The organism is Acetobacterium wieringae, assembly GCF_023700225.1.
In the GTDB taxonomy this organism is placed as follows: Bacteria; Bacillota; Clostridia; order Eubacteriales; family Eubacteriaceae; genus Acetobacterium; species Acetobacterium wieringae.
The window spans coordinates 1,734,870-1,748,067 of the sequence record NZ_CP097897.1; the positions used below are offsets into that span (position 1 = coordinate 1,734,870).

Here is a 13,198-nt window from a genome sequence, read left to right on the forward strand (position 1 = left end):
CAATGCACAATTGTTATAATCACAGTTATTCTCAGGTTCAAAAAATACCCTCATTAATACTTATCTGATGTTAAAACGATCATTCCAAATCTTAACAGTTGTTCTTCATCTTAACAGTTGTTCTTCAATAGATATACAGATTTTTTCCGAAATGATCACAACGATAAAACACAACGATAAAACAAACGGATCGTCAGGTTTAGTAATGACGATCCGTTTGTAAATAGCCGCAGCACTTTATTATGGTGCTTGCATTGTTGCCAATGGTGATCACGCTTTTGTCGCAAAAAGTTTCTTTGTGACAAAATGGTTCGCATGAAATAGTCGGTGCTCTTATTTAACAACAACCCTCTTTATCACAGCCGCAACCACAAGCCGTTGGTTTATCATTTTTCTGTACCATCTTGATAATATCTTCTCTGGTCATGCCTGCCCACTCTGCAAAATTGGCATTGGATGGGTAGGAAGCTTTCTGTTTGACTTTCCCATCCACAACGGTGATTGGCAAAGCTTCGGTACCTTCATTGGCAATGATATCGTTGACTTCTTTATTGGTAACAAAGGCCATCGGATCACTGGAAAGATTGTAACGGATAATTTTTCGCCCTTCCCCCTCCAGTTCATTTAAGAAAGTTGCCACTCTTAACAATTCCTGATCCACACCTGGTCCACAAACACCGGTAGAGCAACACATTGCGGGCTCATAAATTTCTACTTTACTCATTTTTCTTTCTCCATTTCGTTATTTATTATTGTATAAATTTGACTAACATAAATTATCCCAGATAACCGGATTACGGACAGCGGACAAAATTTCGAACCCATAAACAGTCAGAGCAGGAAGGCGTGTTGAAATAGCAATCATACTTGGTGTCTTCCACCAGACTGCAGCCGCTTCGTAAATCACAGTCGATACAGGACGGATACTGGTTGTTATAAACCGTATGCCAGAAACTCTGATAGTCTTTGCCTTCGATGATTTCTTTTAGAGATTTTTCTTTGATGTTGCCAAATGAATGTTTGATGACTCTTTTTTTGTCGCCAAAGACATATTCGTCATAACTGTTTGCCAACCGATAGCAGGACATCACTTCCCCCTGGGTGTCAATATAAATATAGCCCTTATCAATAAAGGTACAGCGGCGTTCGGTTTTTAATTCCATATCCGGGATGTTAATTTTTATGTCCCGATAGGTAAAGATTTTTTCCAGATAAGCCTTGCCTTCCGGATTTTGATAGCGGGTATAAAAAATATCATCCGCATCTTTCTCATTGATCGGCAATAGATGAGAAAGCGATAAACGGTGGAAGCCGTAGTGCCGCATCATCTTCATGATGTCAAATAAGGCGTCGGCATTGCTTTTTGTCAGTACATAGGCTACCCCAACTTTCGGCGTCGGTGAATGGGTTTGTTTATGATAATTGGAGATGGCTTCAAAGGTTTTGATTAGCTGATCCTTTACCCCCTGGGTGTCTTCGTGATACTGATCGGCTGAAAAATAAACTTCCGTAAATTTTTCACAAAGTATTTTGGCATTTTCACCGGTCATGATGCCGTTGCTGGTCATTAGCAGTTTATAGCCTTCAAACAAATCGACCGCTTCTTTAAAATGGGGGTAAATCGTTGGCTCTCCGATCCCGCCGAAAAAAACTTCCTCTAGTGCGGGAAATTCTTTAACCTGTTCCCGGATCGATTTGAGCAACTCCAAATCCATATCACCCTCAACCGTATCCCAGGTATGCCGAAAACACATCTCGCAATTCAGATTACACCGATTTGTGAGTTCAATATAAATCCGTTTCAGTTCCATATTTGCCTCGCTTCATTCTTGTTCTCCCAAACGACAGGGGGTTCAGAAAGATTATAATGACTTACTCTTCTTCCCCATCGATTTTGTTTTATTTTTTTATACGATCAGAGCTGTAATACTGTGGCAGGTTAATTCACTGTTTCGATACTGTATCAGTTTATTTAATTCAGCCACAAATAAATTTTCTTTACCTAATTCTGTTTCGAAAATTGCTGTCAGAAAGGGATGTTCGGTGAGAACCAGATCTTTAATTCGGTAATAGGCAAATTTATTTTCGCGACGACTTTCCAAAAAACCGGCATCGCTCATTAAGCGCAGATGTTTGGACAAATTCGATTGCGAAATACCGAGCAAATACTCCAGCTCGCAAACGCATAATTCCTGCACATAAAGTAAATTCAGAATTCGCAAACGATTGGTATCAGACAATACTTTAAGTATTTCGATGACTGTCATTTTTTCCTCCATTAATGGTTGCTCTAAAAAACTACTCATTTGTTTTAGTTTGCACTTTTCGTTTCAGCTCTTTCCGGGGTATCCCGGTGCCACCATTTTTGATCATCAAGATTTCAGCCAGAATCGAAAAGCCAACTTCCTCCGGTGACATGTCGCAGATATCCAGGCCCACCGGGGTATGGACTTGTTCAAGCAAGTCGGCGGCGATCCCCTCTGCTTCCAGCTGTTTGTACATTTCTTTTGTTTTTGAAAGCTGCCCAGCATCCCGACATAAGCAAAATTCTTTTGCAGTGAGCCTTTTAGGGCCGATTTATCCTGGGTATGGGTTGAGGCACAACAGACGTAGTAGGCACCATCGGCAATATCCGTTTCCAGGATGGCTTTTTCAAAATCATCACAGGGAATAAACTGATCAGCCACCGATATCTGCTCTTTAATTTGTTCGGGTTGACGGGTATCAAAAAGAATCGTTTCAAAATGGAGCATCCTGGCCAAATTTAGAACCGCATAGCCAACATGACCGGCATTGCAAACAACCAGCTGCAACCGGGGGCTGACCACTTCGACAAATAAACTGACATTAAAGGTGCATCCCAGACCAGCTGCTTCATAGGTGGGGATGTGTTCATAACGCTTAAAAAAGCTTTGGCGATCTTTAATGGCTTGTTTGGCATCGGCTAAAGCCTCACGCTCAAACTGGCCACCGCCGATCGTTCCCATGGCGGAGCCATCTTCAAGCAGTAAGATTTTCTTTCCAATTTTGCATGGGGAAGTTCCCTCCGCATCCACCACAGTCAGAATGGCGTAAGCCAGACCGGCTTTTTTTGCTTTTAGCTGTTCCTGTAATATATCCATATGTTTCCTTTCTGAGTTCATTTGCCTCACGCATTATTTTTTCCAGGGAATAACCACGTAATTGCCATTGGTGTCTTCAGCGATGCGCTTAATCCATTTTTGTTCGTTATTGGCTCTGGCCCGCAAAAACGGATCTTTGGTATCGGTAGCCAACAGGCTGGCGTTCATCACCCACCATTTGCTCAGAATCCCGGCCCGTTTTAAATCGGCTTCTAACCGGAGGGCCTCAAAAACTGGGGTTGCTTCTGGCAGGGCGACAATAACAACTTCGGTTTCGGCCTGGTTTTGCAGCCGTGGTAGCAGATTGACGACGGAATCCGGAATATCGGCATTGGAGCGCTGCATTTCTTTATGATAGCTTTCAGTAGAGTTGAGTAGCAGCAGGGTATGTCCGGTGGGGGCGGTGTCAATGACAACCACCCCATCTTCAGCTTTTTCGACCTGTTCCGCAAAGGCTCTGAATACAGCAATTTCCTGGGTACAGGGCGATTCCAGGTCTTCAATGATATAGTCGATGTCATCTTGACTCATGTTAGCTGCTTTGGCTTTGCCAATGACTTCATCCCGATATTTATTGAGTTCTTCGGCTTCATCAATATTACTGACGGTGATATTTTCCCCGCCCATGGTTGCGGCACTGAGATGACCGGCCGGGTCGGTGGTGGTCAGGTAAACCTTTTTGCCCATTTTTGAAAGGCCCAGTGCAATCGCAGCGGCAATGGTGGTTTTACCGACGCCGCCTTTACCCATGGTAAAGATGACTTTTTTGTTGGAATCAGCCAGGTCTTTGACCAGGTTTTCCAAACCGGGTAATCCGCTGATTTTCTGTACTTGCTCTGCTTCAATCGCGTCGTCTTCAGTAAACAGGCGACGAATGTTGTCGACCCCGGCAACGTTATAGGCCCGTAATGGCAGGGTGTAAATATCCAGGGTTTTTAAGCTGTTGGGAATATTTTTAACGGCATCTTTTTGCTTACCATAGAAAGCAGTGGCAATGTCATCGGACCGGTCAAAGTTTTCCAGGGCCCCATTGATGATCAAGATTTGATTGTCGACCCCAATTTCTTTGAGTTCCTTAGATGCTCTGGCCGCTTCGGCCAGTGGCGATGGTTCGGGACGGGAAACCAGTATCAGGGTCGTCTTGTCGCCATCGGATAAGGTTCGCACGGCTTTTTCATACATTTTCTTTTGTTCGGTCAAACCCGATAACTGCCCCAGGCAGGAAGCGCCGTGGGTACTTTCATCAATAAAGCTATCCCAGGCTGATGGCAGTTGCAGCATTCTGAGGGTGTGTCCGGTGGGGGCGGTATCAAAGATAATATAATCATAGTCTTGACTCATTTTTTCATCGGTGATGAAGCGGGAAAATTCGTTAAAGGCCGCAATCTCAACGGTGCATGAACCGGCCAGCTGTTCTTCCATGCTGGCAATGGCCACATCGGGTAGTTTTCCCCGATAAGGGCCAACGACTGATTCCTTATACTCTTCAGCGGCCTGGATCGGATCCAGGTTGGCAACCACGAGATTGGGGACATTCTTAATCGGTACTCCTTGACCGGTTAATGCGGTTTCAAAAACATCCTGTAAATTTGACGCCGGATCGGTGCTGACGAGAAATACACGCTTGCCCTGATCAGCAAGACTCACTGCCGTGGCACAGGCTGTGGAGGTTTTGCCGACGCCGCCTTTGCCGGTATAGAATAAATATTTTGTTAAGCTTACCTGATCGGGTGAAAAATTCTTATACATGATAATCCTTCTTTCTTATATGAATGTATCTTCATATGTCTTATTAATCATATGATAATTCATTCATGTAACTAAGTCAAGCGTTTTTTGCTCATCTTAAATATCTTTAAAATTTTTACAAACGCATCTTAACTTTATTAATTGATTTTCCATGGACATCATGAAGGGCTTCCATGATCGCTTCGGACAGGGTCGGGTGCGGATGAATCACCTCCCCAAGAACTTCTGCCGTTAAGCCGAGGTGGACGGCCATGGTCAATTCGGCCAACAGGTCGGTGGCCTCTGGTCCGATAATCGAGGCCCCAATGATCACATCCTCCTGATTGACAATAATTTTAACCTGGCCCTGAATTTTCCCGATGATCTGGGCTTTACCCAGTGATCGGAAATCAAAACTGCCGGTTTTATACTTGATCCCCTTAATCTGGGCTTCTTTTTCGGTTAACCCGACTGACGCAACCTGGGGGTCGGTATAAACACATCGGGGGATCGCTTTATGGGCGCCGGATTTATTGTGCCCCAGCATATTTTCGGCAGCGATTATCCCTTCTTTCGAGGCGACATGGGCCAAATATGGGCTGTTAATCAGATCCCCGACGGCATAAATACCGGCAACACTGGTTTCCAGACGATCATTAACTTCAATATGCCCCCTGGAATCAACAGCGATTCCCAATGCTTCCAGATTCAGACCACTTGCAAAGCTGGCTCGGCCAATGGCAAGCAACATCATTTCGGCCGTTAAGGTTTTGCCATCTGCCAATGTCACCACGACTTCAGTGTCCGAAACCGCCACAGCGGTCACACTGTTGGCGGTGATAACTTTTATTTTTTCTCGTTTGAATTGCCGCATGACTTGTTTGGCGACATCCTCATCCTCGGAGGGCAGCAGCTGTGGGGCCATTTCGACAATCGTGATCTGGGTCCCCATCCGACTAAAAAACTGTCCCAGTTCACAACCGATGACGCCGCCGCCAACAATAATCATCGATTTGGGCGGCTGTTGCAGTGACAGGGCCTCGGTACTGGTAATTACCCGCTCACCATCATAGTGAAACAGTTCCGGACAGATCGGGACGGACCCGGTGGCCAGTAGGATTTTATCACTGACCAGGGTTTCAAGCCCGCCATCGATTAACTCGACGCTGACGGTATGGGCATCGATCAGTCGGCCAGTCCCTCGCACCAGCGTAACCCCATTTGATTCAAAAAGAAATTCAATTCCCTTAACCAAACCGGATACCAGCTTGTCTTTGCGTTCGATTACCTGATTTAGATCGGCAAAAGTATGCTCATTAAATACCCCGAATTTCTCAGCTTCCAACGAGGTCGTCAATACATCGGCCGAAGCCAGTAAGGCCTTGGTTGGAATACAGCCCACATTGAGGCAGGTTCCCCCGACCCTGTTTTTTTCGACAACGGTCACTTCCGCCCCTAACTTAGCTGCCATAATGGCAGCTTCATAGCCACCGGGGCCAGCACCAATAATTGTAATTTTCATGGTATCTCCTTGTATTTGTCTGAAATATTTATGTAACGATAATGAAGCCAGTGCCGTCATAAAATTACGGTTACTGATATGATCTATTTTTCTCCCAATTATGTCAACTGTTAATTTCTTGCCCTGTTTTTAAGTAAAATCATGGAAATTCGATTTTAATCAACCCAAATTCTACCTGTTAAATTTATTGACGAATTTATTTTTTGCGCTTATGATAAAAGAGATAACTAAGGATATTATTAAATGATTATAGAAGGAGACATATATGGATATTTATCTGGATAATGCGGCCACCACCTTTCCCAAGCCGCTGGCCGTTCCTGATGCGATTTATGATTATATTGTCAATAATGGCGGGACTTCTGGACGCGGCTCCTACGAAAAGGCGATTCTGGCCGATGGTCTGGTTTATCAGACCAGAAAAAGTCTTGCCAAATTGTTCAACCACAACGACCCCAAAACAGTGGTGTTTACTTCTTCCGTTACGGAATCGTTAAATCTGGCCCTCCAGGGTATTTTAAAGCCTGGCGATCATGTCGTCACCAGTGCGCTGGAGCATAACGCTGTCTGGCGATGTCTGAAAACCCTGGAACGGGATCGGGGCATTACGATTTCAGTGGTTCCGGCCACGGCTCAGGGCGAAACGGCGATTGAGGATGTGGAAGCGGCGATCACACCGGAAACCCGGATGATTGTTTTTACCCATGCTTCCAATGTCCTGGGAACCATTCAACCGATTGGTGAGATCGGCGCTTTAGCCCGCAGGCAGAACCTGCTTTTTCTGGTGGATGCCGCCCAGACGGCGGGGGTGATTCCCATTGATGTCCAGGCCCAGAACATTGATCTGTTGGCCTTTACCGGCCATAAAAGCCTGTTGGGACCAATGGGTACCGGCGGCCTGGTTGTCAATTGCGAGGCTGAAATTCATCCCCTTATCTCCGGTGGGACCGGCGGAGATTCAGCCTACGAATACCAGCCGGATTATTATCCCAACCATTTGGAAGCCGGTACCATGAATGTCAGCGGCATCATCGGTCTGGGGGCCGCACTTTCGTTTCTAGAGGCTGAAGGCCTGGCGACAATCCGTCATAAAGAGGATGCTCTGATGGACTATGCCCTCAATGCTTTAAGTACGGTGCCGGGAATCGAAATTTATGGCCCCTGTGATTCTTCCAAGAGTGTCGGGGTTATTCCGTTTAATCTTGAAGGACAGGTTCCCGAAGAAATCGCCTTTTATCTGGATCAGGAATGTCAGGTGATGATCCGCGCTGGCTTGCATTGCGCCCCCAGTGCCCATCGTTTGATTGGGACGGTGACCCGGGGCAGCTGTCGCATTGGGATTGGCTATTTCAATGAACCGGCGCATATCGATGCCTTGGTTAATGGCTTGAAATCATATTTAAAGGAGAATAACTAATGTACCTCGAAACCATCAGTCTTATTTACATCAAACCCTGCACCACCGGTGGCGGTCGGATTAAATTTCGGGCGAAGCTCAGCAATCCGGTTCCTGACGTCATGCCCTATCTCAATACGGTGATTAAAACCGGCCTTTATATTCCGTCGGCCCAAACCTTTACCTATAAGATCGGCAGTCATATTATCAATATCCACGATCGCAATCTTACCTGTACCCAGTTAACCAATGAAGCCCAATGTTATGAAATGATCGATCATATTTATAATCTGATCAATGACACCTGGTCGAATCGAGAAAATATTGAACCCAATGAGGAAACCCGGGAGCGCCCCAGTGCGATACAGCTTTATAAATTGTTGCCCAAGAAAATCGGCTGTAAGGTCTGTGGCCAGGGTTCCTGCATGGCCTTTGCCTCCAAACTGATATTAGGCAGCTGTCGGCTGAACCAGTGTAGCCTGATGAAAGAGGATGAATATGCTCCCAATTATCTAAGCCTCGAAGCCCATCTGCAGCTGCTGGGTTATGAAACCGACTGAGTCCGTTAAACCAGAATAATCATCTTAACCCAAAAGCCAGATCGTTTTTGTCAATGATCTGGCTTTTTTGATGATGGTTTTGTTATTGTTTGGCTAAAATATCGTCAAATATCTGACAGGTTATAGCAGCGGTTTTGTTGACATACTCATGGTGTTCGTCGGTTAGATGACGGGTTGACAAGGGCTTTTTCAGGGATTTGTCTTCGCCGATAATCTCGGCCACATCGACGCTACCGGCAACCTGATTGCTGTATTTTTCAATGGCCCGTTTGGCACAGCATTTGGAACAGCCATCGACGGCGATGGTCGGATATTTTTCGGCAAATTCCCGTTCGCCGCCATCACCAGCGATAAATAAGGGCAGACAAAGGGTCGATACCATCCCCGGTTTGAGTTCTTCCATCATTTTACGCACTGCCAGCCGGGAAATGGTCCCCCCCAGGCACTCTTCACCGCTGCAGGAAATAATCCCGATTTTATTGTTTATCATAGCAAGTCACCCCCACCTTTTATTTCTTTAACATCAGCAGCTAAAATTTCGGCCAGTTCTTCGGCATAGTTCCAACCGTCTTGAGTAAGGGCAGTTCCCGTACCATGTTCTTCGCCGCGATGGGCTTTCATAAAATCGGGAACCTTATGACTTTTAACGACAACGCCGCCGGTTTCTTCGACACTTTTTTTAGCGCAGTATTTGGCACAACCATCCATGGTGATGCAGGATTTGCCGTTAATCTTGGCCACGACCTCATCATCACCGGTGACCACATGGGCCAGGCAGAGGGTCTCGGTGTCGTTGGGACACTTTTCCTCAGTTACCATTAATACCGATTCTCTGGCCAGTAAACCAAATACTTTGCCAATTCCGCTGCAGGGGATTACTTTTATTTTAGACATCGATTTCTGCTACCTTTCGTTGTAAAAATTCAAAATAGGCCGGGCAATCGTGGAGAAGATCCTGATCTTCGGAAAAATCACGGAGTTTCACTTCCACCAGCCAGCCTTTTTCGTAGGGACTTTCGTTGACCTGTTCCGGGGCATCATTTAAACTGCTATTGACAGCCACCACAGTACCAGAAACCGGTGAAATAATTTCAAACACCGCTTTGCTGGACTCGATGCTGCCTAAATCGTCAAACTGTTCAAACTCATCGCCGATTTCCGGCGGGTCGACATAGAGAATGTCTGACAGGTTCTGTTGTACATAATCACTGACCCCCACCCGAGCCATCTTTCCGGACACGGTCACCCAACAGTCGTTTTCATTGAAGAAATAATTGCTTTGGGGGACCTTGAAAATAAATTTTCCATGGGAAAAGCTGTTATACTCAACCGCTTCCGGTTCAATAAACTCCGACTCCGCCTGATCAGCGGCACTACTATTTACTTTTGCCAAGACAGCCTGGACAACCGCCCGGGTGTCATCATTTTCCTGAATGTCGACCCCCAGTTTGATATCCAGGGTTTTGGCGACTTCACTGACATTGACTTTGTCCTTGATGGCCAGTTCCAGATCGCCAGCCAGTTTACTGGCACAGCGGGTATTGCAGCCATCGATGATGGTTAAATCGCCAGCGGCCAGGGCTTTTTCGTAGCGGCTGCGGTTCTGATTTAATAACACCGGACAGATCAGCGCTACTTCTGCTGACTGGGCCAGCTCCAGGGCCACCCGCCGGGACAGATCCCCGGCGCATTTATCCAGGCCGTTACAGGGCAATACACAAATTGACTCACTCATTGGCTTTGGCCTCTTTTTCTGCTGCTTTCTCTGCCTTACGGATGGCTTTGATCATCTTGGTGGTTTCGGTTTTATCCGGAAAGGTAATGGCATCCGGACCACAGGTTTTGGCACAGGCCCGACAGAAAACCACACAGTTATTGGGGTTTTTGACCTTTAACTTGGGTTTGGCATTCTCATCGACTTCAAAAACCTGATGGGGGCAAAATTTCACACAGTCCATACAATCGTTGCATTTTGAAAAATCAATACGGGGAGACCAGTCAATCCGATCCCGTTCGACACCCATAAAAGTTGATTCACTCATGGCTACACCTCATATCCCATTTCTTCCAGTTTGTTTTCTACCACTTCAAAGGCTTTTTCGTTGGTCATATCACGGATGTCCAGCATCACGGCATCTTTTTCAATGTTAAGGCCGGCTTCTTTAAAGGCATCTTTGAACATTTTCCGTTGCATATTGGGTGCACAGGCGCCAATGATTACTTTGCGATGGGACTTTAAAAAATCAGCCAGAAAACGATCGCCATCTTCTTCGCAGAGTTGTGGATGAATAAAGGCGTATTCAACCGGCAACTCGATTCGCACCTGGTTGATAAAATCCCAAATATCCATGGCCTGAAAGCCGGGACATTTTCCGGTGCAGACACACATAATAAAGCCTGGTAATTCTTGACTCATATCTTCCACCTCGTTTATAATATAATTAAATGCTTATGGTTTAGTTCATTATACGCCTCTCGTTTAAGGGTGTCAAGGGCAATCGATTAAGTTTGCATTTTTATAAGTGATTGCTTATAATGTTATATAACCCATTCCGTTTTCATAACTAAAAACTGTGTAATCCATTTAAAAAAATCGAAAAGAGGTCAATTATGAATAGCGAAGATCTTTCTGTCAAAATTTTCAAAGCACTGGGTCATCCCATCCGCTTGCAAATAGTAAAATCACTTCTGAATGAATCACGATGCGTCTGTGAAATCAACCGTGATTTTGAATATAGTCAGGCCAATCTCTCCCAGCATTTAAAAATTCTGCGTGAAGCAGGAATACTGGAAAATAAAAAAATTGGGGTTGAAATGCATTATCGGGTGAAGTTAAAAGGCATCAAAACACTGCTGGAAATCATGGATCAAACGGCGATCGAATATTTTGAGACGTTGGATTTCAAACCAAACGAAAACCGGTAGCCAGTCCTAATATTATACCCGATATTCAATGTCCGGATAATCCCAAAAAACCGCCAGGTATGTTTATTAACCATGCCTGGCGGTTTTTTGATGCGAATATAAGATATACTTGAGTTAGAAAATTTAACATAACCAATCTCGCTGGCATCCTTTAATTATGTTATGCTTACAGTCAAATCTTTGTTGCAAGGAGTCAGAAATATGATTAAAGTACTATTTGTCTGTGTCCATAATTCCGCCCGCAGCCAAATGGCCGAGGCGTTTCTTAATGATTTGGGAAAAGATTACTTCATTGCCGAGAGCGCTGGTCTGGAACCGGGAACCATCAATCCTCTAATTATTAAGGTGATGGCTGAACTTGGCTATGATCTCAGTCAAAACCGAACCAATTCGGTGTTTGACTATTTCAAGGAAGGGCGTCTCTATTCAATTATCGTTAAAGTCTGTGACCTGGAGAATGGTCAGCGATGTCCAGTTTTTCCGCTGGCTATGAATGTCCTCGACTGGACCTTTGAAGATCCGGCTGATTTTACTGGTACCGAGGAAGAGCAGCTTGAACAAGCCCGCCATCTGCGTTATAAAATCCGGGAAAATGTCATCGATCTGATTAACACCTACAAGAATTCTATTTAGATAAAAAAGGGAGAAACCCATGAACAAACCCAAAGTTGCCTTTGTCTGTGTCCATAATTCCGCCCGCAGCCAAATGGCCGAAGCCCTGGCAAAGAAATTTGCCAGTGATGTCTTTGACAGTTTTTCGGCTGGCACTGAGACCAAACCGCAAATCAATCAGGATGCTGTTCGCCTGATTAAAGCCCACTATGGTATTGATATGGAAGCGACCCAGCACTCCAAGTTGCTGACAGATCTGCCGCCGATTGACATTGTCATCAAAATGGGCTGCAATGTCGTCTGCCCCTACCTGCCCAGCCGCCATACTGAGGACTGGGGATTGGATGATCCCACCGGCAAAAGTGACGCCGAATTTCTGGCGATTATTGCTCAAATTGAGGAAAAGGTTAAAAATCTGGCTGATCTGATCCGAAATAACGAGCTCTAGTTTTTACATCCTGATCGGAACCACAAGCTAACATAAAAAAGTGTAAATTGTACTTTTTTATGTTAGCATCTGCAATCTTTGATCCAGCCTTCTTTAAGGGAACCGATAAAGCAGTGAGGAAAAATCATTTTGCCGATTTTGGCCATTTGTCGTGCATTTTCCAGATGCTCGCCATCGGCTTTATTGATCAGCAGAATGCGATCAACAGCCGGTCCAAAGTGGGGATCAAGCTTGGTACGAGAAAAGGTTGCAAGGGTCCGTTTTAAGGCCGTTTCATCAAAAAACAGCTCTTCCCCATCAAACAGCTGGGAGCGATGAAATAGGGTTTCATCGATTGGTCGCTTAAAGGTTTCAGCTCCCATCACATGAATGATTTTGGTGGTCAGGGTCGGAATGGCTGGCTCGTAGTCGGCATAGAATTTGTAGGGGCGGCGATTGGAACCATCTCCTTCATTAATAATTACCAGTGGGGATAGCGCCTGATGAAGCTTGCACAGATCGGCATCATCAAAGCCAGCAATTTTCTGCTGGGCGACTTCTTCCCGGCCAATGATCCATTCTTTGGCTGGGTCTTTTTTTATTTCGGCTATAATGGTATCGATATCCGGATCAATCAACACCTGGGCCGGGTTTACATCGGCCACACAGATTTTGGCGGTGGTGGTGATCACATGGGCCTTGCCAGCGGCAGTAAGTTCCCGGCCCAGGGCAAACATCAGGGAGGTCTTGCCACCGCCACCAGTAATGGTGATGACCTCTGTCTCGGCTATTTGAAAAGTATCGATTAGATTCATGGTATTCTCCTTCCGCAAAAGCTTTTTTTCTAACAACACTATTATTATATGACAAAAATGCGATGTTTAAAACGATCTTTTGCTTTTTTGA

General features: G+C 45.3%; 16 protein-coding genes and 1 pseudogene. 5 read left to right on the plus strand and 12 right to left on the minus strand.

Features of this window, described 5'->3' with window-relative positions; translation table 11 throughout:
* Window positions 1–337 precede the first annotated feature (337 nt).
* From arsD to lpdA, 6 genes and pseudogenes are all read right to left on the minus strand, one after another.
* On the minus strand, window positions 338–724 hold the full coding sequence (gene arsD / locus CHL1_RS08440) for an arsenite efflux transporter metallochaperone ArsD (protein ID WP_228879841.1): 387 nt from the start codon (window positions 722–724) through the stop codon (window positions 338–340).
* A 70-nt stretch (window positions 725–794) separates the two neighbouring features.
* A complete protein-coding gene (locus CHL1_RS08445; RefSeq protein WP_250936057.1) occupies window positions 795–1,811 on the minus strand; it encodes a radical SAM protein in 1,017 nt (338 codons plus the stop codon).
* Window positions 1,812–1,907: 96 nt separating this feature from the next.
* Complete coding sequence (locus tag CHL1_RS08450; protein ID WP_250936059.1) at window positions 1,908–2,267, minus strand: ArsR/SmtB family transcription factor; 360 nt, start codon at window positions 2,265–2,267, stop codon at window positions 1,908–1,910.
* Window positions 2,268–2,298: 31 nt separating this feature from the next.
* Window positions 2,299–3,143 (minus strand): annotated as a pseudogene (locus CHL1_RS08460) (XdhC family protein).
* A 12-nt stretch (window positions 3,144–3,155) separates the two neighbouring features.
* On the minus strand, window positions 3,156–4,871 hold the full coding sequence (gene arsA / locus CHL1_RS08465) for an arsenical pump-driving ATPase (RefSeq protein ID WP_070371413.1): 1,716 nt from the start codon (window positions 4,869–4,871) through the stop codon (window positions 3,156–3,158).
* Between the two features lie 115 nt (window positions 4,872–4,986).
* Entirely contained in the window at window positions 4,987–6,372 is a 1,386-nt protein-coding gene (gene lpdA, locus CHL1_RS08470; protein WP_250936062.1) for a dihydrolipoyl dehydrogenase, read from the minus strand.
* Between the two features lie 265 nt (window positions 6,373–6,637).
* On the opposite strand from lpdA, the gene CHL1_RS08475 reads away from it, so the two are divergent.
* Window positions 6,638–7,789, plus strand: a complete 1,152-nt coding sequence (locus CHL1_RS08475; RefSeq protein ID WP_250936064.1) for an aminotransferase class V-fold PLP-dependent enzyme — start codon at window positions 6,638–6,640, stop codon at window positions 7,787–7,789.
* Window positions 7,789–8,328: a (Fe-S)-binding protein gene (locus CHL1_RS08480; protein ID WP_070371410.1), complete on the plus strand. Its 540-nt coding sequence runs from the start codon at window positions 7,789–7,791 to the stop codon at window positions 8,326–8,328. The genes CHL1_RS08475 and CHL1_RS08480 overlap by 1 nt, the downstream gene beginning before the upstream one ends.
* 82 nt (window positions 8,329–8,410) lie before the next feature.
* Here the strand turns inward: CHL1_RS08480 and CHL1_RS08485 are convergent, their stop codons facing one another.
* From CHL1_RS08485 to CHL1_RS08505, 5 genes are read right to left on the minus strand one after another with little or no spacing between them, the layout of a single operon-like run.
* Window positions 8,411–8,818, minus strand: a complete 408-nt coding sequence (locus CHL1_RS08485) for a putative zinc-binding protein (protein ID WP_250936065.1) — start codon at window positions 8,816–8,818, stop codon at window positions 8,411–8,413.
* Window positions 8,815–9,222 (minus strand): putative zinc-binding protein, encoded by a 408-nt coding sequence (locus CHL1_RS08490; RefSeq protein ID WP_070371408.1) that lies wholly within the window; start codon window positions 9,220–9,222, stop codon window positions 8,815–8,817. The genes CHL1_RS08485 and CHL1_RS08490 overlap by 4 nt, the downstream gene beginning before the upstream one ends.
* Window positions 9,215–10,063: a glycine cleavage system protein GcvH gene (gene gcvH / locus CHL1_RS08495; protein WP_250936067.1), complete on the minus strand. Its 849-nt coding sequence runs from the start codon at window positions 10,061–10,063 to the stop codon at window positions 9,215–9,217. Before gcvH ends, CHL1_RS08490 begins: the two co-directional genes overlap by 8 nt.
* A complete protein-coding gene (locus CHL1_RS08500; RefSeq protein WP_250936069.1) occupies window positions 10,056–10,370 on the minus strand; it encodes a 4Fe-4S dicluster domain-containing protein in 315 nt (104 codons plus the stop codon). Before CHL1_RS08500 ends, gcvH begins: the two co-directional genes overlap by 8 nt.
* A gap of 2 nt (window positions 10,371–10,372) precedes the next feature.
* Window positions 10,373–10,744: a hypothetical protein gene (locus tag CHL1_RS08505; RefSeq protein ID WP_148637052.1), complete on the minus strand. Its 372-nt coding sequence runs from the start codon at window positions 10,742–10,744 to the stop codon at window positions 10,373–10,375.
* A gap of 194 nt (window positions 10,745–10,938) precedes the next feature.
* Between CHL1_RS08505 and CHL1_RS08510 the strand changes: the two genes are divergently transcribed.
* From CHL1_RS08510 to CHL1_RS08520, 3 genes are all read left to right on the plus strand, one after another.
* The gene (locus tag CHL1_RS08510) at window positions 10,939–11,253 is read left to right on the plus strand and encodes an ArsR/SmtB family transcription factor (protein WP_148637053.1); all 315 of its coding nucleotides are present in this window, start codon (window positions 10,939–10,941) and stop codon (window positions 11,251–11,253) included.
* Window positions 11,254–11,454: 201 nt separating this feature from the next.
* On the plus strand, window positions 11,455–11,886 hold the full coding sequence (locus CHL1_RS08515) for an arsenate reductase ArsC (protein WP_148637054.1): 432 nt from the start codon (window positions 11,455–11,457) through the stop codon (window positions 11,884–11,886).
* A 19-nt stretch (window positions 11,887–11,905) separates the two neighbouring features.
* Window positions 11,906–12,313 (plus strand): arsenate reductase ArsC, encoded by a 408-nt coding sequence (locus CHL1_RS08520; RefSeq protein WP_250936071.1) that lies wholly within the window; start codon window positions 11,906–11,908, stop codon window positions 12,311–12,313.
* A 62-nt stretch (window positions 12,314–12,375) separates the two neighbouring features.
* On the opposite strand, the gene yqeC is transcribed toward CHL1_RS08520, so the two are convergent.
* Window positions 12,376–13,107, minus strand: a complete 732-nt coding sequence (gene yqeC / locus CHL1_RS08525) for a selenium cofactor biosynthesis protein YqeC (RefSeq protein WP_250936072.1) — start codon at window positions 13,105–13,107, stop codon at window positions 12,376–12,378.
* Between the last annotated feature and the right edge of the window lie 91 nt (window positions 13,108–13,198).